A 25551-nucleotide genomic window follows, 5' to 3' on the forward strand; every position below is an offset into this window, starting at 1 on the left:
TTATATGCAAAACCAATCATGTAATATCCACTATAATATTTTAGTATTATGACTTATACAATACTTCAACCAATCAAAAGAAGTTTCTTCCTGTTTGTCATTCTAACGATTTCATTTACTGCTGAATTATCGGCACAATCGCCGTCTGTGCCATCCATAAAAGCTCTGCATGAATATGCCGAAAAAAACGGAGTATCGCCCAAAGACTACATATTCAAGTTGTTTGAAAAATCGGATATTGTCGTGTTGGGCGAGCGCGACCATCGTGACTCCATACAGTATAATTTTATTCTCGACTTGTTGTCCGATCCCAGATTTGCCGAGCGAGTAGGACATGTCTATACTGAAGTCGGGGGTATAAATCTGACAGAAGATGTAAACCGGCTATTACAAGGTTCTTACTCCTCCGAAAACGAATTCATGGATAGCCTTTATACCTACTATCGGAAAGGCGAGTGCTTCTATCCGTTATGGGAGAAATACAACCGCATCAAGTTTCTCAAAGGCCTGTATAACATCAACAAGAAAGCCTCCCGTAAGATACATCTGGGTCTGACCGACATAAATTTCTCGTGGGACAGTATTCACACCGTGAATGATTACATGGCTTTCTGGACATCCCTTAACAAGACTAACCGCGACAGCCTCTTGAGTGCCAACTTCGCCTCGATGTACGAACGCCAGCCCCTCGTCAAGGGTGCGCGCAAAGCCCTCGTTATAACCAGTCAGCCCCACTCCATCAGCTATTCAGGCTATTTTAAACCATGGGACCGGGATTATGGAACACAAGGATGGTGGATTAAAAAGACTTTTGGCGAAGAGCGTGTCAAGATAGTTGTTCTAAACTGGTTTGATTGGGTATTATGGAACGGGCAGAACTGCCCGATGACAGGCAACGGTGCGTGGGACGCCGCTTTTGAACGAATGAGATGCCGTCCTTTCGGAATTGACTTTCAGGACAATCCTTACGGAGAAACAAATTACAACGGACCGGCCGGAGGTGGTCCGTCATTTATCAAAGGCCAGAAATGGCAAGATGTTGCCGACGGTCTTATTTATGACGCTCCTCTCTATGACCATGTGGCGGCCATAGGGATAAAGGGTATAATCACAGAAAAATTCGAACCGGAAATCAGGCGTCGCACAGAGATATTCTGGAGAGTGGTTCACCCCGAAGATACTATCGTTCCATTTGATGCTTTTATCAAAGAGTTTAACGTTCCAGTCACTGCTCCAGCTACTTTCAAAAGCAAAGAAGAGATAAAGCGAATGATACAGGCAACTGAAGAACAGCAACAGGATAAATGATTCAAAGTGAAAGTATCCATCCCTTTATGATGGTAATGGAAAGACAGGGCACATTATCTGTGTCTTATATCTTGTCCTCACGAGATGCCTTGACCTACAAATCTTATCAGCCGTTATATTGCCCATGACGACGGTGAATATTATCGCTTAATCCAAGCCATAAGAGACAGGAGCGAGAATAGTGCCGAGGAATGAGAGGCTTGGCTTCTTTTCATGTTGGTTTCCTGTCGGTTACACGATCGGAGTGAAAATAGGCGACGTGCTATGACAACCTTACAAGCTCCGGGATATAGCCCTTGACATCTATAGGACTATCGGTGCCGGGTATTGTGACTGACGCGTCACGATCGGCAAACACCATGGCCACTCTATTGCCCGTATCGTCATCATGCTTAAGCACAACAAGAATTTCGGCATCATCGAGCCTATAACGGTCAAACTCCTGCCGTCCGCGCCACATCGCCGGATTGTCGCGCCGAAACATCATAACCTTTCTGACATAATCGTGAAGACGTCGTTCGCGGTCATCATCAGGCGAAAGGTGCCCGCCGGTACGCGAGGCATTGTCGGGTTGTGCCCCCTCACAGTCTCTTGACAGATCGGCAAACTCATCACCATAATATAACGTCACCGGCCCGGGATATCCGGACAGTATGGCAAAACGGGTCATAAGATTTATCTCATTGTCGCCGTCGTAAAAATTATCGGCCACCCTGACTCCGTCATGATTGGTAAGAAAAAGATTAGGCAGCACATCATCGGGAGCGTATCCTCTTTCCGAAGGTGGCGAATATATCTTAATCACGTCGTCCCATCCGTTATCAAGACCTCCCGAGTCGGCTTCCCCCATAGAGCCGCTTATGAGTTGCTTACCGTCAAAATCAAACGCGCTCTTCAGCCCTCCGTCGCGATACACACGCGAACTTATGCCGCCCGCATCACTCCAGTCCTCACCTACCATATATCCGAGCACTCCCCACTGTTTACCCTGACTTCGGCGGCTGTCGCAAAGATTGCGAACGGCTTCTGAAATTTCGCACCAATAGTTGTGCCCGTCCTGACAAAGCTGATAAGCTTGGTCGAATCGCCATCCGTCTATATCAAACCGGTCAATCCAATAAGTAGCCACTTCCCGGAAATAATCAAGCGATTCGGGATATTTCACATTGCCGGTACCACCGTCTTCGCCACGGTCGCTGTAAGAAGGCGTCGAATCAATGACGAATCCGGAAGGCGAAGGCGACTTAACACCGCCATGATGGCCGAACACCCCGTCAAGAAACACATACAATCCTCTTTCATGAGCCTTATCCACAAGTTCACGAAAATCATCCTCAGTACCGAAGTGCGGATCGATTTTAAAATAGTCATTAGCGAAATATCCTGAAGCTTGTAACTTTTCACCGCCATCGGCTTCGGAACTGTCAAATACAGGAGTAAGCCATATGGCATTGACGCCAAGACCCGCTATATGGTCAAGTGCATCGATGACTCCCCTTAGATTTCCGTTTTTGCATTCGCCTTCAGGTCCCCAGAGTTCATTATATCCGTCAGCACCTTCCTCGCCGTGTAGAAAAGAGCCAACCATCACCTGATAGATTGTCAAAGAACGCCAGTCGCTTTCGGGTTGAAGATTAGTAGATTTCATAATTCGGTAATTTAAAATTCAAGTTATTTTTCGCACAACATCGATATTGAATGACAGAAAAACGGATTATCTGCATTCAAGGTTGAATATGAAATTTCAAATAATTTAAATTTATGTTATTGAACTTACCGATAAAGCGACGTTAATTTTGTCACAACCCAAAAACTTGCACTATCTTTGCTTTGTTAAACAACCGTTATGAAATATACCAGACTTTATATAGCGGCGCTTGTCGCCGCGGGCATGTGGCTGACGTCGTGCAGTCACAATGACGACGGCCCGACCGAACTCGAAGTAGGACGTACGGAAATGAATTTTCCTTCTACCGGGGCCTCACAGACTCTTATCGTGCGCTCAATAACGCAACCGGCGGCCCGTACCGATGCCTCGTGGCTCAAAGCCGGCAATGTGGCCCCTTCGGGCAACGGCAATATAATGTGGGGTGTGCCGCTGACAGCCTCAGCCAATCCCGAAGGCTCACGGACAGCCATTCTTACCATATCGGCCGCCGAAAGCTCCATTGACGTAAAGATAACTCAACAGGGCGGCGCAAACTGATACGACGAAACTACCCGTCAAGCAGACCGGGACGCAGACGCCGTGTACGCATAACCGCCTGCTCGTGGCGCCACTCGTCGATGCGAGCCTGATGGCCCGAGAGCAAAACATCAGGTACGGTCCAGCCATTGTATTCAGCCGGACGTGTGTATATGGGCGGAGCCAGCAGATTGTCCTGAAACGAATCGCTCAACGCGCTCTGCTCGTCGCCTATGGCACCCGGTATCAGCCTTACTATAGCATCGGTAATGACAAGAGCCGGCAGCTCGCCTCCGGTAAGCACATAATCGCCTATGGTGATTTCGCGGGTCACAAGATGCTCGCGTATACGGTAATCGACACCCTTGTAATGGCCGCAGAGTATAATGATATTCTCAAGCATAGACATGCGGTTGGCCATAGGCTGTGTGAGCTGCTCTCCGTCAGGCGATGTAAATATCACCTCGTCATAGTTGCGCTCGCTCTTGAGCCGGCTTATGGCCCGATCCACCGGCTCGATCTGCATCACCATTCCAGCCTCGCCGCCAAAGGGATAGTCATCAACCTTGCGGTGCTTGTTGGTAGTATAGTCGCGCAGATTATGCACTACAATCTCGGCAAGACCTTTATCCTGCGCGCGTTTCAGTATCGAGCATCCGAGCGGCGACTCCAGCATCTCGGGCAGCACTGTAAGTATATCAATTCTCATTGCCGTTGAAAAATCAGTCAAATTAACTATACAAAGATACGTATAAGTCGAGTGCAAAAGCAAATAAATTTGGATTTGCCGAGCGGAAGTATCTAAGACGCAGTCAAAGATACGCATAAGTCGAGTGCAAAAGCAAATAAAAACTGACATTAAATAATTATATAAAAGGTTATTTTGCCGAACAATAAAGCTCCGTATTTGATTTTGATTATGCACTACCAACCTATGTATCGACAGTCTATTTTTATTAAAAATACCTAATACGGAAAAAATTCCGTATTTTGATGTTGAGATTAAAAAAAAGTAGCTAACTTTGCATGTGTTAAATAGGATAGTTACAAGATTCAAGAAAACATAAACAATCAATATACTCAAATTTAATGTCTAACAAAATGAGCAAAATCGATCTTACCCGGTACGGTATCAACGGTACCACCGAAATCATCCACAACCCCTCCTACGAGGAGCTCTTCAAAGAAGAAACTCTTCCTTCACTCGAAGGATATGAAAAAGGTGTAGCTACCGAACTTGACGCCGTAAACGTTATGACCGGCGTATATACCGGTCGTTCGCCCAAAGACAAGTTCATCGTCATGGACAACAACTCGAAAGACACCATCTGGTGGACTACTCCCGAGTATCCCAACGATAACAAACCCGCTTCTGAAGCTACTTGGAAGAGCGTTAAGGAACTTGCCGTAAACGAGCTCTCAAACAAGCGCCTTTTCGTTGTCGACGGTTTCTGCGGAGCCAACAAGGACTCTCGTATGGCCGTTCGCTTTATCATGGAAGTTGCTTGGCAGGCTCACTTCGTGACAAACATGTTTATCCGTCCTACTGCCGAGGAGCTCGCCAACTTCGAACCCGACTTCGTTGTTTACAACGCTTCAAAGGCTAAGGTAGAAAACTATAAGGAACTCGGCCTGAACTCCGAGACCGCTGTTGTGTTCAACATCACCAGCCGTGAGCAGGTTATCCTCAACACTTGGTACGGCGGCGAGATGAAGAAAGGTATGTTCTCAATGATGAACTACTTCCTTCCCCTCAAGGGCATCGCTTCAATGCACTGCTCGGCCAACACCGACCTCAACGGTCAGAACACCGCTATCTTCTTCGGTCTTTCAGGAACAGGCAAGACCACCCTTTCCACCGACCCCAAACGTCTTCTTATCGGAGACGACGAACACGGCTGGGACGACAAGGGCGTGTTTAACTTCGAAGGCGGATGCTATGCCAAGGTCATCAACCTTGACAAGGAGTCAGAGCCCGATATCTATAAGGCTATCCGTCGCGACGCTCTTCTTGAGAACGTGACCGTAGACGGTGAAGGCAAAATCGACTTCGCTGACAAGAGCGTGACTGAAAACACCCGCGTATCTTATCCTATCGACCACATCGATATGATTGTACGTCCTGTTTCAGCCGGTCCCGCTGCCAAGAACGTCATCTTCCTCTCTGCCGATGCATTCGGAGTACTTCCTCCCGTATCGATCCTTACTCCCGAGCAGACCAAGTACTACTTCCTCTCCGGCTTCACCGCCAAGCTCGCAGGTACAGAACGCGGCATCACCGAGCCCACTCCTACATTCTCGGCTTGCTTCGGTCAGGCATTCCTCGAACTCCATCCTACAAAATACGCTGAAGAACTCGTTAAGCGTATGGAGCAGAGCGGCGCAAAGGCTTATCTCGTGAACACCGGCTGGAACGGCACAGGCAAGCGTATCTCTATCCGCGACACCCGCGGCATCATCGACGCTATCCTCAACGGCGCCATCCTTGAGGCTCCGACCAAGAAGCTTCCCATCTTCGACTTCGAGATTCCCACCGAACTCACCGGAGTCGCTACCGACATCCTTGATCCCCGCGACACTTATGCCGACGCCAAGGAATGGGAAGTCAAGGCCAACGACCTTGCTACACGCTTCATCAAGAACTTCAACAAGTACACCACCAACGAAGCCGGCAAGGCACTTGTTGCAGCAGGTCCCCACATCGACTGATAACAATCCTGTCAACTATGATAAAAAACGGGAGGCGATTGCGTCTCCCGTTTTTTTGTATATGTATCCAAATAACATATGCGGTTCTTATCGCATTTTTTGTAATTTTGTAAAAATACAGCACACAAGCTGGTCTTTACTGACTTACCTAATTTTAACAATAAAAATCATGAAGAGATTCATTACATTTGCTTTGCGGTCCGCCTTGCTGCTTTGCCCGGCCTTATGCCATGCGTCCACCGACGCATGCCGCTCACCGAAGGGCACTGCCGTATACGAGGACAACTGGGAGAGTATAGCGGCCAACTATACAGTGCCCGAATGGTACAGAGATGCGAAATTCGGCATCTTTATCCATTGGGGCATTTATTCTGTTCCTGCCTATGGCAACGAGTGGTATTCAAGATACATGTACCAGCAAGGGAGCAACGAATATAACCATCATAAGGAGGTATGGGGCGACCAAGATAAATTCGGCTACAAAGATTTTATACCGATGTTTACCGGAGCCGAATTTGATGCTGAAGAGTGGGCCGAACTGTTTAAAAAGGCCGGCGCGGGATATGTGGTTCCGGTAGCTGAACACCATGACGGATTCGCCATGTATGACAGCGACTTGAACCCGTGGAATGCGGTCAAGATGGGACCTCGGCGCGATGTCATAGGACTTCTCAAGAAAAGTCTGGAAAAACGCGGCATTGTACTTGGTGTGTCGACACACCGGGCCGAAAACGCATGGTTTTTCAACGGCGGCATGAAATATCCCTCCGATGTGCGCGATACCGATTTAACGATCTATGGCCGCAGATATGACGATCAGGCTTATACCGATGATTTCGCAAAAGAATGGCTTGACCACACCAAAGAGCTCGTCGACAAATATCAGCCAAAAATCGTGTACTTTGACTGGACAGTCAACGATTCCGTACTCATGCCCTACTTCAATAAGTTTATGGCATACTACTATAATAACTCCGTAGACTGGAAACAGGGAGTGGTGGTAAATACCAAACAAGGCTATCCTACCGATGTAATGGTATGGGATGTCGAGCGAGGCAAATCAGGCAAAATGATGAAATATCCGTGGCAGACAGACACCTTTGTCGGCACCAAATCATGGGGCTATATAGCAGACGAGGTATACAAGACCCCGGGACAGATAGTCGACGACCTTGTGGATATAGTAAGCAAAAACGGCAACCTGCTGCTGAACATAGGACCCAAACCCGACGGTACGATACCTCAACCGCAGAAAGACATACTGCTATCCATAGGCAAATGGCTTGACGTAAACGGAGAAGCGATATACGGAACACGCTGTTGGAAAAAATTTGGAGAGAGCGTGACCGAGACCCCCACAGGGTCATTCTCCGACAACGTCGAGGTGCCCTACACCGCACAGGATATACGCTTCACCACCAAAGGCAATGATTTTTACGCCATAGCCCTTGAATGGGGCGATGACCACCTTTTGATCGAATCGCTTACTCCTGACGTCATCGCCGACGCCGACATCCTCGACATAAAGATGCTCGGCTCAGAAGAGACCCTCGATTGGGACAAGACATCAGAAGGACTTAAAATATCGTTCCCGAAAAACAGGCCGTGCCAGTACGCCTACACATTTAAAATATCATTTGACAAGCCCGTAGGCGAATCGCTGGAGTCAGAAGCCTCCAACGAGGTCATGAAGCACGGAGCTTGACCATCTGTACCGGACTAAAAGTTTTCTGCCGCATCAGCTCGATAGTCAGCCGGTGCGGCAGTTCTATTTAGAAGATGACGCTTCGAGGGCCAGCAGACGGCTTTTGGCGTCAATGCCGCCGGCATACCCCGTCAGAGAGCCGTCACTTCCTATAATCCTGTGACAAGGTATGAATAGCGAAAGTGCATTGGCACCCACCGCATTGGCCACGGCACGCGTTGCCTCAGGACGCCCTATGATACGGGCCAGCTCACCGTACGACACCACAGCGCCATACGGTATGTACGACAGCCGCGTCCATACCTCTTTCTGAAAATCGGTACCGGCCAACAGCAACGGCACGTCAAGCACCCGGAGTGTACCGTCGAAGTATCCGTCAAGCATGTGTGCTGCATGTATCGTCGCATCTGACGGCCCATACTCCATAACTGCGCCAAGACGTGTCCTCAGCCTGCGGTCTATGATTTCGCGGCCGGACCTCGCCCGCCAGTCGCACAGACACAGCTTTCCGGACAAAGCGCCGAGCAGCAGACTGCCGCACGGCGCTTCATATTCCATAACTTTTATTACCGCCGATGACATCGGTTAAGCCATAGCGGGCCGAAGTGCTTCAGCAAGCGACATTACCGACTCACGCAGAACATGCCGCGGACATCCTACATTAAGACGCATGAAACCGGCTCCCTGCTCGCCAAACATCACTCCGTCATTTAGTGCGAGATGAGCTTTGTTGACAAAAAGGTCAATGAGCTGACTGTGGCTCAGGCCGAGATTGCGGCAGTCAAGCCACACAAGAAAAGAGGCCTCGGGACGTATCATCTTTATCTCCGGAAGCTCCTCGGCAAGCACCTTTTCGACTTCATCAAGATTGCCTTCGATATAGCCGAGCATCTCGTCAAGCCACTCTTCACCGTAATTGTAGGCGGCTATAGTACCGTAAATGGCTACAAATGTGGGCGCATCGAATTCATTTACCTGAAGCCAGCGGAAGAAACCTTCGCGCAGAGCCTCGTCCTTTATCACGCACCATGAGCTGACAAGACCGGCTATATTGAATGTCTTGGACGGAGCGCCGAGAGTGACAGCGACCTTGGCCGCCTCGTCACTGACCGAAGCAAACGGATAATGAGGACGCCCTTCCAGCATAAGGTCGCCGTGTATCTCGTCGCTCACGACAATCACGTTATAACGGAAAGCCAGCGACGCCACCCGCCTGAGTGTGTCCTTATCCCATTGTATGCCTACGGGATTGTGGGGATTGCAGAGTATCATCATACGCGGATGCTCGTCACGGAATATCCGTTCAAGCCCTTCGAGGTCCATCCGATAGCCGTTGTCGACCGGTATCAGGGGGTTGTTGACAAGAGTGCGTCCGTTGCCTTCGATAACCATCTTGAACGGATGATACACCGGCGGCTGTATCACGATCTTGTCATTTTTTTCGGTAAAATAGTTGACTGCATAACCTATACCCTTCACCACTCCGGGTATATATGTCATGTCCTTACGGTCCACCGACCATCCGTGACGGCGCATCAGCCAGTCGGTTATTGACTTCCAATACTCCTCGGGCACCACATTGTACCCGTAGATAGGATGCCGCATTCGGTTTACAAGTATCTCCTGAATTTTTGGAGCCACACAGAAATCCATATCGGCAATCCACATACCCTGCAGGTCGTCACGCCCGAAAAATTCAGTCAATCCGTCGACTTTTATGGCACCGGTGCCATGTCGGTCAATAATACTGTCAAAATCAAAATTTCCCATTGCAAAGTGATATTTTCTGCAAATATACTACATTTAATGTCATCGTCTCAATCTTTTTTGCTAAGTTTGTAATCACGACTTGTCGTAACCCTGAAATCATAACGGAATAGAATGGAAGAACGCAAGCAATACACCCCGGAAGAAGAGGACCGGATAATAGAAGCCGAGTTTCGCGACGTACTTAACGGATATCTGTCAAGCAATCACCGCAAGAAGGTGGAGATTATCGAACGTGCGTTCCGTTTTGCCAAGGAGGCTCATAAAGGCATACGGCGTCGCTCCGGCGAACCTTACATACTTCACCCTATAGCCGTGGCCAAAATCGCCAACCGTGAGATAGGACTCGGATCGACTTCCATATGCGCCGCCCTGCTCCATGACGTGGTGGAAGACACAGAGTACACCGTCGAGGACATAGAGCAGCACTTCGGCAAGAAGATAGCGCAGCTTGTGGCGGGTCTCACCAAGATATCAGGCGGCATATTCGGCGATAAAGCGTCGGCGCAGGCCGAAAACTTCCGCAAGCTTCTGCTCACCATGAGCGAGGACATAAGGGTAGTGCTGCTTAAGATGGCCGACAGGCTGCACAATATGCGCACACTCGGCTCCATGTCGCCCAACAAGCAGTACAAGATAGCCGGCGAGACTCTGTACATCTACGCCCCTCTTGCCCACCGGCTCGGGCTCTTCGCCATAAAAACCGAGCTGGAGGATCTCAGCTTCAAGTACGAGCATCCGGCCGCATACGCAAGAATCACCGAGCAAATCAAGGCCTCAGAAGCCAAACGCGCCTCGGTATACAATGACTTTTCGCAGCCGATAAAGGAAAAACTCATGCAGATGGGCATGAAGTTCGACGCAAAGGCGCGTCTCAAGTCGGTATACTCCATATGGCGCAAGATGGAGGTAAAACACATACCATTTGAAGAGGTATACGATCTTTATGCGATGCGCATAATCTTTGACTGTGACGACCAGTCAAAGGAGAAAGCCATATGCTGGCAGATATATTCGGCCATAACCGACCTCTACAGGCTGCATCCGGAGCGCACCCGCGACTGGATAAGCAATCCTAAAGCCAACGGATATCAGGCTCTTCACCTGACCGTGATGGGACCCGACGGCAACTGGATAGAGGTCCAGATAAGGTCACGGCGCATGGACGAGATAGCCGAACTCGGATTCGCCGCCCATTGGAAGTACAAAATCGGCGAAGGCGACGAAGAGAGCGAGCTCAACGCTTGGCTGTCGACCATAAAGGATATTCTCGACAATCCGGAGCCAAATGCCATAGACTTCCTCGACACATTGAAGCTCAACCTGTTTGCATCGGAGATAGTGGTGTTTACACCCAAAGGCGAACTTCTTACATTGCCCAATAACTCCACCGTTCTCGACGTGGCCTTTGAGTTGCACTCCCAGATAGGACTGCATTGTATAGCCGGCAAAGTCAACCACAAACTCGTGCCGCTAAGCCATAAATTGCACTCCGGCGATCAAGTGGAGGTACTGACATCACAGTCGCAGACCCCCAAAGCGGAGTGGATCAACTTTCTTGCCACTGCCAAAGGCAAGACCCGGCTCCGCGCAGCATTGCGGAAAGAGCAGCAACCCATAATAGAAAAAGGGCGCGAAATATTTGACAACTTCCTGAAAGAAAACAACATCGACGAAAACAACGAGGTTTTCACCAAAATAATAGGAACGATGAAGTTCCGTAACCGCGACGAGCTCTTTACGGCGCTCGGCAGCGGCGAGACCTCGTTTCCGTCCTATCTTGTCAAGATGTTGCGTCCCGAGGGTTCGTCTTCACTATTCTCCAAGATACTGAAACCGCTTAAAGGCAAGAAATCGCCGGCCGTCAAAAAGGAAAACGGGCATCCTCAAGAAACTATAAACATGAAGGAGACCTACATACTTCACGCCGATGCCGACGGGTCAAACTTCATAATATCGGACTGCTGCCAGCCCATACCCGGCGATGATGTCATGGGGTGGGTAAACGATGACGGAAAGGTGGAGCTGCACTCACTCACGTGTCCGCGCGCACAGGCCCTGAAGGCAAGCTACGGCAAGCGCATATTGAATACAGCATGGGCAGCGCAGACAGGAAAATTTCTCGCCAATGTACGCATCGAAGGCATCGACCGCTTCGGCATACTTCAGGAGATCATACAGATGATATCGATGCACCTTGCCATCAATATTAGAAAACTCGACATAGAAGCCGAGAAAGAGGTGTTTCACTGCGACCTGTCGGTCCTTGTCGATGACACCAAATTTGTGACCGACCTATGCTCCAAGCTCAAGCAGATCAAGGGAGTGCAACGGGCAAGCCGCGTCAACTGAACCAATATAGAAAGGGTGTTTAATAATGAACAAAATTTTTTCAAAATACAATATAATAAGGGCGCTCCTGTTTGCAGGGGCCATAACCGTCATTATATGGCTTCTTCCGAAAAAAGACGGACGCTCCTACCATTTTGAAATGGGCAAACCGTGGACATATTCGCTTCTTACGGCACCGAACGACATGCCCATATACCTCGACTCGATAAAATCACGTGCCGTACGCGACAGCATCCAGCGTACATTCATACCCGTCTACGAACGCGACATAAATACCGAGAAGTCGGCGTTGGCCGCCTATGCCACGCGCATCAACTCATCCAAAGACATAGACCTGACTCCTTACGAGCGCAATCTGCTCATAAACTCGCTGCGCGACCTGCTTGAAAACGGCATAGTCAACCAATCGACATATCAGGATGTGAAGTCGGGAAAGCTCGGCGAAGTAAGGTTTATACATGACAATACCGCGATTGTTATACCGACTACCAATTTCATGTCGCCCCGAGCCGCCTACGGACGCCTCGACAGCATCTTCAACGAGCCCCATTTCAGGACCGCCATCGAGATGACGGCCATGTCGCAATTTCTCATACCCAATATAATCCTTGACACCATAGCCACAAAGCGCCTTTATGAAGAAGTGCTTCAGAAGGCCATGGCTCCAATTGGAGTCATACAGCAGGGCGAGCGCATAATAGACAAGGGCGATATAGTCACGCCCGAGCTGTATACGCTGCTGCAGACCTACAACCGCATGACAGCCGGGCGCTCGGCCACACAGGTAGACCGTCACCACTATCCTATACTGGGACAGTTGCTTTATGTCACCGTCATAATGACGTCGCTGTATCTGTTTCTGATATTTTTCCGCCAGCGCACGTTTCATGACAACCGGTCGATAGTGTTCATCATGTCGCTCGTCACGGCATTTGTCATTTTCTCCTACGGTATGGCCGAGACATTCCGCAGCGGCATCTACATGGTACCCTACACCATTGTAGCCATACTTATGGTGGTTTTTTTCGACGGTCGCATGGCATTCTTCGTATATATGACGCAGATAATGCTCTGCACTATCATATCCTCTTTCCCGCTGGAGTTTATCTTCGTCCAGTTCATAGCCGGAGTCACCGCCATAACGTCGCTTAAAGAGCTTAACCGGCGTTCACAGCTTATTAGAGCTGCGGTATACGTATTCATTGCATACTGCATATCATTTATTGCAGTGGAGATAATGCAGACCGGCACACTCGACAAGATAAGCGTGCGCATGTTTGGCTACTTCGGCATAAACGCGGTACTTATATCGTTTACATACGTACTTGTATTCATACTTGAGAAACTTTTCGGTTTTGTGTCGTCAGTCACACTTGTCGAACTCAGCGATGTCAACAATCCTGTACTGCGCGAACTCTCGGAAGAGTGCCCCGGCACATTCCAGCACTCCATGCAGGTCAGCAATCTCGCGTCGGAAGCGGCCCACCGCATAGACGCCAACGTACAGCTTGTACGTACCGGAGCACTGTATCATGACATAGGCAAGATAAACAATCCGGCATTTTTCACCGAGAACCAGCACGGAGTCAATCCTCATGACGCCCTCAACCCCATACAGAGCGCCCGCATAGTCATCAACCATATAACCGACGGACTGAAAAAGGCCGACAAGTACAAACTGCCTGAAGTGATAAAAGACTTCATATCGCAGCACCACGGCGCAGGCAAGGCCAAATACTTCTATAACACATACAGCAACACCCATCCCGATGAAGACGTGGATCCGGCGCCGTTTACATACCCCGGGCCCAATCCGCAGACCAAGGAGACCTCAATACTGATGATGGCCGATGCCGTGGAAGCGGCCTCGCGCTCGCTTAAGGAGTACACGCCCGAAGCCATAACCGCCCTCGTCAACCGCATAATCGACAGTCAGATAGCCGACGGCCTTCATAACGACTCGCCCATATCGTTCCGCGATGTCAAGACGATAAAGGATGCGTTCATCTCAAGGCTGCGCACCATGTATCATGCTCGGGTAAGCTATCCGACTCTTAACAAGGAGAGAAAGGCCGAACCGACCGAGGCCAGTGAAATCGAAGCGAAATCCTAACTTTCATAACACTCTCTCCGTTGTATTAAAAAGACATAATATCACTCAACGAAATGAAGAAAACGATTTTTATACTTTTGGCTTTAATTCTGGTATGCGGAACACTCTCGGCCGAGGCCGCACGCACCGATGCCAAGAAGCTAAAGCCTGAAAAACCCGACATGGAGAAGATAAAAAAGGAGGTAAATGATCCAGCCTCCAAGTATTACTATCCGAAACTGTTCAGGATGTACACGTCAAATGACACATCGATGACGCTCGACCAGTTCAGGCATCTGTATCTCGGCTATGTTTTTCAGGAAGACTACAATCCCTACCGAAGAAGCCGATACAGTTCTAAGGTCGAGGATCTGTACTACCGCGACAAACATACTCAGGCCGAGTGCGACACAATTATAAATTATGCCGAAAACTCACTGAAAGACGACCCGTTTGACCTGCGTCAGATGTCGTTTCTAATATATGCCTACCGCGAGAAGAAGAAAAACAATCTGGCCAACATATGGCAATATAAGCTAAACCATCTGCTTGAAGCGATAGTGTCGACCGGCACGGGGCTTGACGAAGAAAACGCGTGGGTCATAATAAACCCCCAGCACGAATACAACCTGATGAATTTTCAGGACTACATCGTGGAGTCGCACGAGGACCGTCCTCCCCACTACGACTATATAACCGTCAAGCAAACCGACAAGAAGGACCCGAAAGGATTTTATTTTAACGTACTTTACATATTACAGGAGTACTATCGGAAATTTCCGGAGGACCTGAACTGACATATACGGCTGTTATGGTGACAATATTATTCCATTCCACTGTTTTCGGACCGATACATAGCCGGCGTCTCGGCTCTTCACTCGGCATCAATCTTTCGCCGGTTGACGGAAAAGTATGCTCCTTTGATTGTCTGTACTGCGAAGCCGGCTATAACTCTCAGGGGCCCGGCAAGTCGGGACTTCCGAAGCGCGAGTCGGTAAAGACTCTTCTTGAAGAAAAACTTAAAGCCATGGCGCAAGAGGAGGTTCCGCTTGATGTCATAACATTCTCCGGAAACGGCGAACCCACGCTACATCCCGAATTTGACGGCATAGTGGATGACACCATTGCTTTACGCGACAAGTACTACCCGAAAGCAAGAATAAGCGTGCTGTGCAACTCGACACGACTCGACAGCGAAGCAGTGTGCCGCGGTCTGCTTAAGGTCGACAATTGTATCTTGAAACTCGACTCCGCGCTTACTCCCACCATGAGGTTTATAGACCGGCCCGTATCGCCCGCTTTCACCTGCGAGTATCTCATTCAGCAACTGAAAAAGTTTGGCGACCGGTGCATCATACAGACCATGATGCTGCGAGGCAATCATAACGGACAGCATATAGACAACACTACTCCCGAGGAGGTAAATGCACTCATAGAGGCATATAAGGTCATCGGTCCCGCGGAAGTCATGCTATATTCTATTGACCGCCCAACACCTGAAAGCGATCTGCAGAAAGTCGACAAAGAAGAACTCGAGGCTATAGCGGATCTCATCAGAAAAGAGGGCATAAAAGTACAGGTAAGCTGACATGGCTGTTATATATCCGGCACCACTTCGCGACGGCGACGTCATAGCCGTCATATCGCCCGCAAGCATCATTGAGCCCGATTATGTCACGGGAACAGTCGAGGTACTGCGCCGGCATGGCTGGACGCCTGAGGTATCACGCCACGCGCTCGGACGCCACGGGTCCTATAGCGGCAGTGTCGATGAGCGCCTTGCCGACCTCAACGATGCTATATGCGATCCTGCGGTAAGAGCCATACTGTGCAGCCGCGGAGGTTACGGCACCGTTCACCTGCTCGACCGATTCCCCAAAAAAGCGTTTATGTCCGACCCGAAATGGATCATAGGCTTCAGCGATATATCGGCACTTCATGCCATGGCATCGTCAATGAATGTGGCAAGCATACATAGTCCGATGTGCAAGCACCTTGCGGCCGACGGCGGCAACGACTACTGCTCGCAGTCGCTTTTTTCAATACTGCGCGGAGAGCGTCCGGAATATACGACGGCAACACATCCCTACAATAAAACGGGCGAGACCGAAGGTATTGTTGTCGGCGGCAATCTTGCCGTACTCGACGCACTCATATCCACTCCGTACGACATATTTGTCCGCAGTGGCTCAATTCTTTTTATCGAGGATATCGCCGAACCTATATATAAGGTGGAGCGCATGTTGTACCGGCTAAAACTGTCGGGAATATTTGACCGCATCAACGGCTTGTTGGTGGGCCGCTTCACCGAATATAACGCCGACCGCAACTACAAGGACATGTACGACATGATACGGGAGATGACTTCGCCACTGAATATCCCGGTAGCGTTTGACTTCCCTGTAGGACACGTCGATTTCAACCTGCCGCTCATAGAAAGTGCTCCGGCACGTCTGATTGTCGACCGCGACCGGGTCAACCTCACTTACCGACCCACCTGAAAATCCGCCGGTGAATATGGCCGCAGCCTGTCCGCAGAACAATAATGAGTCTGACGCTTGACTCGCGCTCGGTCATGCTAAAATAAATTTGGCAAAGCTTTCGGTTTATTCGTATCTTTGTACCACTTAACCGTAAATCATCGACACAGTGACAGCCACAACACAATCACCCGCCCGACATGCCCGTGTAGACGTTGCCGACGTGCTCCGCGGTCTGTCAGTGCTCGGCATCATACTCCTGCACTCCATCGAGCACTTCAACTTCTACTCGTTTCCCGACACATCGCTACAGCCCGAATGGCTCAACTTCACCGACAAAGCCATATGGGACGGACTCTTCTTCCTGCTCGGAGGAAAAGCCTACGCCATATTTGCCCTCCTGTTCGGCTTCAGTTTCTTCATTCAGGACGACAACCAGCGAATGCGCGGCAACGACTTCCGCCGCCGTTTCTGCTGGCGCCTCATACTGCTCTTCATAATCGGCAACATCAACGCCGTCTTCTTCACCGCCGAGATACTTGTCATGTACTCGCTCATCGGGTTTGTACTTGTGCTCACATGCCGACTGTCGACACGCACTCTACTCGTGCTGTCGGCCCTGTGCATGCTCCAGCCTGTAGCCATATACCACACCATAAGAGCCATCGCCGACAGCGCCTACATAACTCCGTCGCTTCCCACCGGCGACCTCTGGAACGCAGCATTCGCCGTACAGTCGGCAGGCACATTCTGGGATACACTGAAGGTCAACATATGGGAAGGACAGCTCGCAAGCCTCGCTTGGGCTTGGGACAACGCCCGCGTATTCCAGACAGCCGCCCTGTTCATGCTCGGCATGCTCATGGGACGCCAAGGCTGGCTGCTTGAATCACGCCTCAAAAACTGGGCACAAGTGCTCGGCTGGGCGCTCGCGGCCTACTTCCCCCTCACCGGACTCACCACACTGCTGCCCGGCTTCATCGACAACGAAAACATTGTCAGACCTCTATTGCTCATACTCACATCGCTCTCCAAATTCTGCTTCATGCTCGTACTCGTGTCTGGAATACTATACCTGTGGTACCGCACCCGCGCACGCCGCACCTTGGCTCGTATAATACCCTACGGCCGCATGAGCATGACCAACTACGTCACCCAAAGCATCATCGGCTCCTTCATCTACTACAACTGGGGGCTCGGCATGCACGCTCATCTCGGCATCACCGCCAGTTTCCTGCTCGGCATAGCTCTGTTCTGCGCCCAGTACCTCTTCTGCCGATGGTGGATGACACGCCACTCCCACGGACCATTCGAATATGCATGGAAGCGCCTCACTTGGATCTGACGGCTCACTCATACGCTTTTTTCACATACATTAGTACCGCATCCCCTTGCAGGTCACCGCGAAGTTAGCTATCTTTGCAGCAAAGACTCTATGGCTACAGAAGGTACTACACATCATTCACGCGACATCTTGCCCGAACCGACCCTGCATCGGCTACCGTGGTATCTCGCTTACGTCAGCCTGCTAAGGGCTGCCGGCATCGAGTATGTATCGTCGACACAGATAGCAAGGCAGATTAATGTCGATGCCTCAATGATAGCCAAGGATTTATCCTTTCTCAACATAAAGGGCAAAACGCGCATAGGCTACGAAGTGACCTCGCTCGAGCATGTGCTTCAGGACTTTCTCGGCTTCAAAGTGGGCCACAACGCCGTCATAATAGGCGTCGGCAGTCTCGGCAACTCGCTCATTCAAGACTCGGGCCTCACCAACTACGGCCTCAACATTGTGGCCGGCTTCGACATACGCCCCGACCTCGAAGGCACCTCCATATGCGGAGTACCCATCTACAACATTGACGAGCTGCACCGCAGGCTGCCGGCACTCAATGCTTCCATAGGCATAGTCACCGTACCGGTGGAGCGCGCCCAAGAGGTAAGCGACCTCGCTGTAAAGGCCGGCATAAAGGCCCTGTGGAATTTCACTCCTTTCCGCATCACCGCACCCAAAGGTATAGTCATACAGAATACTTCCATTTATTCGCACCTCGCCGTGATGTACAACCGCCTTGGAGCCGGCAACACAAAATAAACCTTCCCCTACTGCCGGATCATGAAAGTAATAGCATTTGACCGTACTCCCGACTCTCCGCTCGACATGCCCCTCGGAGCCGACATCATGCCCGACTCCGCCATCATAAAAGACAGCAAACCGTTTTTCCTGCCGCCGCTGTCCGACAACTGGGACTACTATATCTGCCCCGCATTCCGAGTGTCGCGCCTCGGCAAAAACATAGGCGTACGTTTTGCCCCGCGCTATATCGACGCTGTCACAGCAGCTGTTATCACACGTCCGGTCGACGCCCTCGACCTATGGTCTGACCGATCCGCCGGACTACTCAACATCTACGAAGGCGCCGTCATTATAGGCGACTGGCAATCACTCGACATACTCTCCGCCGACACCCGCATAACCATCGGCGACACCTCAACAGAGGCCGGCAACGCGTTTGAGCAGGCTTGCTCGCTGCTCGCCGCCACAGCCGCCATAGGCACGATAAAAATAGGTGACATAATAATACCATGCCGCCGCCACTTCGCACGCAATCTGCCCCTTGACACACGCCTCAACTGCTCCATAGATTCAACACCTCTTCTCACCCTCAAAATAAAATAGCTCCCGGCCATATCGCTACGGCCGATACACAGCGGCCGACAAAATTTCTGCGAACGCCGATAACACGGTGCCCGCAGAAATATATAGCCTAATTGCTGTAGAAGGATATTTACAGCCTAATCCGTTCACTCTTCCCAGCGGAGCACGGCACCGTTGCGGCGCGCCGGATCGGCACCGGTATAATCCATCGAGTAAGGACTGCCCGTAGTGGGGCTCTTGCCTATGTAGCGGTGATTGCGCATCGACATGAGCATAAACTCCTTGTCAAGATAGTCCTGCCACATGAATTCCTCGGCAAGTTCTATATTATCGGTAAGACGTACATCGCCCGGAAGTCCGAAACCCGACACAAACACATAGCGTCCGTCGGCACACTGAAGCACCACCTTGCCGTTGCCGCGGTCAAGCACTCTGAAACGCGTCTGCGGCGAGTCGTTGTCCTTGGCCGTGTCATAGACAAGTCCGTGCGACATGGCATGCATGGGCAAGCCGGTAGCCACATTTATAATGCGGAAAGTCTTTCCGAAAGGTATGTAGCCGGTGCGGTCGGCCTTGGGCTCCTCGACGGTGAAGTTGTCAAACTCCGCATAACCGCCGTTTTTACCGTTTTTGTTGAATGCAAACAGTGACATGCGTGAGCCTTGGAAAGTAATAAGCTGATAACTGAGCGTCATTTCACGGCCTATCTGATGAAATTCCCGGCCGTCGGTCGAGTAGGAATACCGGCCCTTGTCGTTGTCAAAGTCACCGGTAAAACGAAGCCATATACGGCCGTCGCTAAGCTTGACAGGTACGTCGACGGTGTCATTGTCGACCTGTTCGAAACAGCGCAGTACCGTCTCCTTGCCCTCCTTGACTATACCGGTCCATGAGCAGGGAACATTTATATTGCCGAGACCGCACACGTCGCCATCCTTAAGATGATTGACGTCAAGCTCCACGGTAGTTATCGACACCGGCCCTACAACACGCTGGGTCAATGTATTGCGGGCCCACATCAGCTGCTCGGCAGGCATGGTGCGCAGGCGCAGACGTCCGTTGCGAAGTTCCCACATCTTGTCATCGGGGTTATGGTTCCACTGCCATATGCGCTTAAGCTCACGTCCGTTGAAGTCATCGCTGCGTTCATAGGCTGCGTGGGGCGTCACGGTGTCGCGGGCCGCTGTCGACGGCTTGAGCCATGTGCGTGGAGCACGGCCGAGATTACCCTCAAGACCGATCATAGGCCAGCCGTCCACCCATGTCACGGGCGCCAGCGTGGTAGTGCGTCCGATAGAGTGAAAGTCCATCATAAGAAGCGCCCACCACTCTCCGTCGGGAGTCGACACTATGCCGCCCTGATGTATGTTGGAAGCGGCCGTCTTGTCAGGATCGGCCGGTGCTATGCTTACAGGGTGGCCGTCAGGCATTATACGGCCGCTGATGCGTGTGCCCGGAGCCGCATGATAGCCGAAAGTCTCATCGGCTGTTATGACACATGTCTCATAAGGGCCCCATATATTGTCGGCACGCGAGCATAGAGTGCGGCCGTTGGGTGCATAATCGGTAGATATAAGATAATACCTGCCGTTTATCTTATACATATGGTGGCCCTCGCCTATGGCGCTTCCCTCAGGTATGATTACACGCTCCGTACCCTCGACGGGACCGCTCATGTCGGGCTTCAGTTCCGTACACTTCACCTCGCCGTAACCGTGTATGGCATATATCTTGCCGTCGTCGTCAAATAGCACGCCGAGGTCATATATGCGTCCCTGCATGTTGATATGCTTCCACGGACCCTCTATCTTGTCGCTTATAAAACACTGCAGCCCCTTGCCGTTGACATTGGAGTATATATAGAATTTTCCGTCATTGTAGCGTATGCATGGTGCCCATATGCCCTGACCGTACACCTCTTTGCCGTTTTTAAGCGAAAATGCGTCGTCATCGAAGTCAAACCGGTCGAAGCAGTATGATACATTCTCCCAGTTGACAAGGTCCTTGGAGTGCAGTATGACAAGACCCGGCACCGAGTGCATCGTAGTGCCGGCAAGATAATAATCGTCGCCGACTCTCAGAATGTCGGGATCGGAAAACTCATCATACATCAATGGATTTGTAAAGGTGCCGTTGCCGTTATCGGCAGTCCATGAAAGGCTCTGCGCCGACATACACAGGGCACTGGCGCCCAATACTATACTTAGAACCGTCTTTTTAGCTCCCATAACTTATTACTTTTTATTGTTGACTTTAAAAATAATCATATGACTCACCGTCATTTTTATTCCTTGGGCTTTATAAAGCCGACCGGACGGCGAGGCTTCTCTTTAGGATTGCTCTGAAGCTCTGCAAGCGAGGTATTGATAGCTTCGATCTGAGCCCGGGTATCCTCGTTAATGTCATTATAGTCGGCAAATATCTCCTCAAGGTCCTGCTTTAGCTCCGCGAAATTCCGCTCGAGAACCGACAGCCTATTCAATGGGGAGTTCTCGGCTATCATCTGACGGACAGCTACAAACGCACGCATAATACCACGGTTGATCTCGATGGCAGTCGCACTGCGCAGCACGCTTGACAGCATGGCCACACCAAGTTCGGTAAACGCAAACGGCATATATCGAATACCCCCGTGACTTGAGATGCCAAATTGGCATCTCAAGTGCTCTTCTTTAGTAAGCTCGAACATAAAGTCCTCACCTTCAAAGCGCTCGATATTGCGTCGGACGGCCCTCTTCAGCTGAGCCGTATCGACACCGTACATTTCCGCGAGATCGTAATCAAGCATTACACGCTGACCGCGTATCTCGTAAATCTTGTTATGGATTAACTGTAATTTATTCATGGTTTTGTTTGAAACGTGGAAAAAGACCGCGAGAATACAATGAAGCATCTTGCTGACGCCTGACTTTTATACTTGAACGAAGGGGGGGATGGTTATGACCCGGTTTTAATATGTAGCCCGGAGCGGAATCGAACCGCTATCTAAGGTTTAGGAAACCTCTATTCTATCCGTTGAACTACCGGGCCGTTACATAACCGGTATTAGACACTGCAAAGATAAGCAATTTAATCAATACAAAAAAATGGGAGCGGCCGGAATAGCGCCGCTCCCGGAATTTATATCGTATCGACCGGTACGGCTTATTTCTTGAACTCAACCGCAGCTTTCTCGATGCCGAGGCCGCGTTTGTAGTTCTCGATATAAGCGTTGAAGCCGGCCACTTCCGCTTCGGTAGGCTTGATTTCGGTACCCACATCACCGGCAAACACTTCGCGGTCAAGATAATCGGAAAGCGAAAGCCTGTCAGGATTGTTGACAAGGTACGAAGCCAGCAGAGCCATACCCCATGCACCACCCTCACCGGCAGTGTCCATTACCGATATAGGCGAGTTCAGAGCCGCGGCAAGTATGCGCTGCCCCACACCCTTGGTCTTGAAAAGACCGCCATGACCTGTGATGCGGTCAACCGATATCTTCTCCTCATTGAACAGAATGTCGTTGCCTATCTTGAGAACGGCCACAGAGCCATACAGATGGGCACGCATGAAGTTGGCGAGGTTGAAACGGTCGTTGACAGAGCGGACGAAAAGCGGACGGCCCTCGGCAAGTCCTGTTACGGGCTCACCCGAGAAGTAGTTGTACGCCAGCAGACCGCCCGAGTCGGAATCGCCGTTCAGAGCGTTGTTGTACAACTTGCCGTATATCTCGTTCATATCCACGGGGAGACCAAGTAGTTCGGTGTATTCGCGGAACAGCCCCACCCAAGCGTTCAGGTCGGAGGTGCAATTGTTGCAGTGTACCATAGCCACAAGGCTGCCGTCGGGAGTAGTCACGATGTCGATAGGCTCGTAAGGTTTGCTCAGCTCCTTCTCAAGCACAATCATAGAGAACGACGACGTACCGGCCGATACATTGCCTGTGCGCTGCTTAACGGCGTTGGTGGCCGTCATACCTGTACCGGCATCGCCTTCGGGCGGACATACGGGTATACCGGCTTGCAGGTGGCCCGACGGGTCAAGCAGTCTGGCACCCTCGGCGGTAAGACATCCTGCGTTTTCGCCGGCAAGAAGCACCTTGGGCAGTATATCCTCAAGTTTCCACCCGTAGCCCTTCGGCGCCACGAGAGCGTCAAACTTCTCCACCATAGCGGCGGAGTAATTCTTGGTCTCGGGATCAATGGGCAGCATACCGGAGGCGTCGCCTATGCCAAGCACTTTCTCACCAGTGATCTGCCAGTGGATGTATCCGGCCAGAGTTGTAAGGAAATCGACATCTTTAACATGCTTCTCGTCATCAAGTATAGCCTGATAAAGATGCGATATGCTCCAGCGAAGGGGTATATTGTATACAAACAGTTCCGATAGTTCGGCGGCCGCACGTGCCGTGTTGGTATTGCGCCATGTACGGAAAGGCACGAGTATCTGCTGATTGCTGTCAAAAGCCATGTAGCCGTGCATCATGGCACTGATGCCGATGGCGGCGAGTTTTTCGATCTCCACGCCGTACTGCTCTCTCACATTGTCCTGAAGATTGCGGTAGCAGTCGCGCACACCCTCCCATATAGCTTCTATGCTGTAGGTCCACAAGCCGTCCACAAGCTGGTTTTCCCACTCATGGCTGCCTTGGGCTATCGGCCTATTGTCGGGCGATATGAGCACAGCTTTGATACGGGTAGAGCCAAACTCGATACCGAGTATGGCTTTACCTGTCTCTATTTTGGTTTTTATGTCAAACTCCATAATGACCGTCCATTACTTGTTAAGCATGTAGTACACGTCATTGTAGCGGAGCTCTTTCTTGAACTCCTGTATGGTGGTGTTCTTGTCGATACGCACCATCTCTATGCCGGCCATCTCTGCATAGTCTTCCCAGTATTCGGGAGTCAATGCATAGGAGAAGCATGAATGGTGAGTACCGCCGGCAAGTATCCATGCGCCTGCGCCGATCTCGAAGTTGGGCATCGGTATCCACAGAGCCGAAGCCACGGGGAGTTTGGGCAGCGGTTTGGACTTGATGCACTCTACATCATTCACAATAAGACGGAAACGGTTGCCCATGTCGATGACAGTGGCGGTGATGCCGTTGCCGGGCTTCGAGGTAAACACAAGGCGAGCGGTAAGAGCCTTGCGTATGCCTATGCCGAGGAAGTGAACCTCAAGACGGGGCTGCTCTTCGGCGATAAGCGGGCACACTTCAAGCATATGGGCCTGAAGTATAGAGCTTTGGGCACCGTCAAAATTGAGTGTGTAGTCCTCGAGGAACGAGCATCCGCCCTCAAGACCCTGAGTCATGTACCAGAGCGTGCGGTAGAGAGCGGCCGACTTCCAGTCGCCTTCGGCACCGAAACCGTAACCTTCGGCCATAAGACGCTGCGAGGCGAGGCCGGGTATCTGGTCAAAACCGACAAACTTGGGGTCGTTGATGTCGGCCGTACCGAGGTCGTCGAAGTTGGTGGTAAAGCCTTTAGCTCCCTTGTCCTGAAGACATGCGCGCAGAGTAAGCTCGGCTTTGGCGGCGTTCCATACCGATTTGTACTCTACAGTCGAAGCATCCTTGACGGCATCCTCACACTTGTAAAGCGAGAAGTAAGTGTCCATAAGTTCCTTGACGGCTTCGTCGGTCACACCCTTGCCATACTCCATAAGTTCGCTTACGGGACAGTAGTCCACATGGTAGCCAAGACGCATCTCGGCATCAACCTTGTCACCGTCGGTAACGGCCACATTGTTCATCTGGTCGCCGAAGCGGAGTATGAGCATATCCTGTGAGTCAGCCCAAGCGGCGGCTACACGCGACCATACGGCTATCTTCTCCTGAACGGCTTTATCCTTCCAGTAGCCTACTACAACCTTGCGCTTTACGTTCATGCGGGCGCAGATATGTCCAAACTCCCGGTCACCGTGAGCCGACTGGTTGAGGTTCATGAAGTCCATGTCCATGGTGTCCCAAGGTATCTCGGCGTTGTACTGGGTGTGGAAGTGGAGCAACGGCTTGCGGAGTTGCTGCAGACCGTGAATCCACATCTTGGCCGGAGAGAATGTGTGCATCCAAGTGATGATACCCACACACTTGGCGTCGTTGTTAGCGGCCTTCATCACAGCCTCAACCTCTTTCGACGAGTTGGCTGTACCTTTATATACTACTTTTATAGGAAGATTTCCAGAATTATTAAGTCCGTCAACCATCTCTTTGGAGTGAGCGTCTACCGCAACCACGGCATCGCCGCCATAAAGGAGCTGTGCGCCTGTCACCCACCAAAGTTCAAGATTTTCAAATGCTTTCATAATGTA

At 50.8% G+C, this 25551-nt stretch carries 20 protein-coding genes and 1 tRNA gene; 12 read left to right on the forward strand and 9 right to left on the reverse strand.

Annotation, left to right across the window (positions count from 1 at the left end; translation table 11 throughout):
- Positions 1–48: 48 nt before the first annotated feature.
- The gene (locus FW767_RS09240) at positions 49–1308 is read left to right on the forward strand and encodes a hypothetical protein (RefSeq protein WP_235898097.1); all 1260 of its coding nucleotides are present in this window, start codon (positions 49–51) and stop codon (positions 1306–1308) included.
- Positions 1309–1570: 262 nt separating this feature from the next.
- On the opposite strand, the gene FW767_RS09245 is transcribed toward FW767_RS09240, so the two are convergent.
- A complete protein-coding gene (locus tag FW767_RS09245; RefSeq protein WP_121699732.1) occupies positions 1571–2956 on the reverse strand; it encodes an alpha-amylase family glycosyl hydrolase in 1386 nt (461 codons plus the stop codon).
- A gap of 198 nt (positions 2957–3154) precedes the next feature.
- Between FW767_RS09245 and FW767_RS09250 the strand changes: the two genes are divergently transcribed.
- Complete coding sequence (locus FW767_RS09250; protein WP_121699733.1) at positions 3155–3514, forward strand: BACON domain-containing protein; 360 nt, start codon at positions 3155–3157, stop codon at positions 3512–3514.
- Between the two features lie 10 nt (positions 3515–3524).
- Here FW767_RS09250 and trmD read toward each other — a convergent pair whose 3' ends face one another.
- Complete coding sequence (trmD, locus tag FW767_RS09255) at positions 3525–4202, reverse strand: tRNA (guanosine(37)-N1)-methyltransferase TrmD (protein ID WP_121699734.1); 678 nt, start codon at positions 4200–4202, stop codon at positions 3525–3527.
- Positions 4203–4594: 392 nt separating this feature from the next.
- On the opposite strand from trmD, the gene pckA reads away from it, so the two are divergent.
- A complete protein-coding gene (gene pckA, locus FW767_RS09260) occupies positions 4595–6202 on the forward strand; it encodes a phosphoenolpyruvate carboxykinase (ATP) (RefSeq protein WP_121699735.1) in 1608 nt (535 codons plus the stop codon).
- Between the two features lie 169 nt (positions 6203–6371).
- Positions 6372–7907, forward strand: coding sequence for an alpha-L-fucosidase (locus tag FW767_RS09265; RefSeq protein ID WP_121699736.1), 1536 nt, complete (start codon positions 6372–6374; stop codon positions 7905–7907).
- Positions 7908–7970: 63 nt separating this feature from the next.
- On the opposite strand, the gene FW767_RS09270 is transcribed toward FW767_RS09265, so the two are convergent.
- Both FW767_RS09270 and FW767_RS09275 read right to left on the reverse strand, forming a co-directional pair.
- Positions 7971–8465 carry a methylated-DNA--[protein]-cysteine S-methyltransferase gene (locus FW767_RS09270; protein ID WP_394349341.1) on the reverse strand — a complete coding sequence of 165 codons (495 nt, stop codon included), beginning with the start codon at positions 8463–8465 and terminating at the stop codon, positions 7971–7973.
- A 27-nt stretch (positions 8466–8492) separates the two neighbouring features.
- The gene (locus FW767_RS09275) at positions 8493–9677 is read right to left on the reverse strand and encodes a MalY/PatB family protein (RefSeq protein WP_121699738.1); all 1185 of its coding nucleotides are present in this window, start codon (positions 9675–9677) and stop codon (positions 8493–8495) included.
- 111 nt (positions 9678–9788) lie between these two features.
- On the opposite strand from FW767_RS09275, the gene FW767_RS09280 reads away from it, so the two are divergent.
- The 8 genes from FW767_RS09280 (at position 9789) to FW767_RS09315 (ending at position 19278) form a co-directional block, all read left to right on the forward strand.
- A complete protein-coding gene (locus FW767_RS09280; RefSeq protein ID WP_121699739.1) occupies positions 9789–12026 on the forward strand; it encodes a RelA/SpoT family protein in 2238 nt (745 codons plus the stop codon).
- Between the two features lie 25 nt (positions 12027–12051).
- Complete coding sequence (locus tag FW767_RS09285; RefSeq protein WP_121699740.1) at positions 12052–14139, forward strand: HD family phosphohydrolase; 2088 nt, start codon at positions 12052–12054, stop codon at positions 14137–14139.
- Between the two features lie 53 nt (positions 14140–14192).
- Positions 14193–14915 carry a DUF4919 domain-containing protein gene (locus FW767_RS09290; RefSeq protein WP_121699741.1) on the forward strand — a complete coding sequence of 241 codons (723 nt, stop codon included), beginning with the start codon at positions 14193–14195 and terminating at the stop codon, positions 14913–14915.
- A 14-nt stretch (positions 14916–14929) separates the two neighbouring features.
- Positions 14930–15706, forward strand: coding sequence for a radical SAM protein (locus tag FW767_RS09295; protein ID WP_121699742.1), 777 nt, complete (start codon positions 14930–14932; stop codon positions 15704–15706).
- 1 nt (position 15707) lies between these two features.
- Positions 15708–16619: a S66 peptidase family protein gene (locus FW767_RS09300; RefSeq protein WP_121699743.1), complete on the forward strand. Its 912-nt coding sequence runs from the start codon at positions 15708–15710 to the stop codon at positions 16617–16619.
- A gap of 148 nt (positions 16620–16767) precedes the next feature.
- Positions 16768–17943 carry a DUF418 domain-containing protein gene (locus FW767_RS09305; protein WP_121699744.1) on the forward strand — a complete coding sequence of 392 codons (1176 nt, stop codon included), beginning with the start codon at positions 16768–16770 and terminating at the stop codon, positions 17941–17943.
- Positions 17944–18033: 90 nt separating this feature from the next.
- A complete protein-coding gene (locus FW767_RS09310) occupies positions 18034–18693 on the forward strand; it encodes a redox-sensing transcriptional repressor Rex (RefSeq protein ID WP_121699745.1) in 660 nt (219 codons plus the stop codon).
- A gap of 21 nt (positions 18694–18714) precedes the next feature.
- The gene (locus FW767_RS09315; RefSeq protein ID WP_121699746.1) at positions 18715–19278 is read left to right on the forward strand and encodes a hypothetical protein; all 564 of its coding nucleotides are present in this window, start codon (positions 18715–18717) and stop codon (positions 19276–19278) included.
- A gap of 125 nt (positions 19279–19403) precedes the next feature.
- On the opposite strand, the gene FW767_RS09320 is transcribed toward FW767_RS09315, so the two are convergent.
- The 5 genes from FW767_RS09320 to araA all read right to left on the reverse strand — a co-directional run bounded on the left by FW767_RS09320 (position 19404) and on the right by araA (position 25545).
- Positions 19404–21485: a glycoside hydrolase family 43 protein gene (locus FW767_RS09320; protein WP_121699747.1), complete on the reverse strand. Its 2082-nt coding sequence runs from the start codon at positions 21483–21485 to the stop codon at positions 19404–19406.
- Positions 21486–21541: 56 nt separating this feature from the next.
- Positions 21542–22102: an ORF6N domain-containing protein gene (locus FW767_RS09325; RefSeq protein WP_121699748.1), complete on the reverse strand. Its 561-nt coding sequence runs from the start codon at positions 22100–22102 to the stop codon at positions 21542–21544.
- 113 nt (positions 22103–22215) lie between these two features.
- Positions 22216–22287: transfer RNA gene (locus FW767_RS09330), tRNA-Arg, on the reverse strand.
- Between the two features lie 114 nt (positions 22288–22401).
- Complete coding sequence (locus FW767_RS09335; RefSeq protein WP_121699749.1) at positions 22402–24000, reverse strand: xylulokinase; 1599 nt, start codon at positions 23998–24000, stop codon at positions 22402–22404.
- A gap of 12 nt (positions 24001–24012) precedes the next feature.
- A complete protein-coding gene (gene araA / locus FW767_RS09340) occupies positions 24013–25545 on the reverse strand; it encodes an L-arabinose isomerase (RefSeq protein ID WP_121699750.1) in 1533 nt (510 codons plus the stop codon).
- Positions 25546–25551 lie beyond the last annotated feature (6 nt).

The sequence above is a fragment of the Heminiphilus faecis genome (assembly GCF_008728965.1).
GTDB classification, from domain to species: Bacteria; Bacteroidota; Bacteroidia; order Bacteroidales; family Muribaculaceae; genus Muribaculum; species Muribaculum faecis.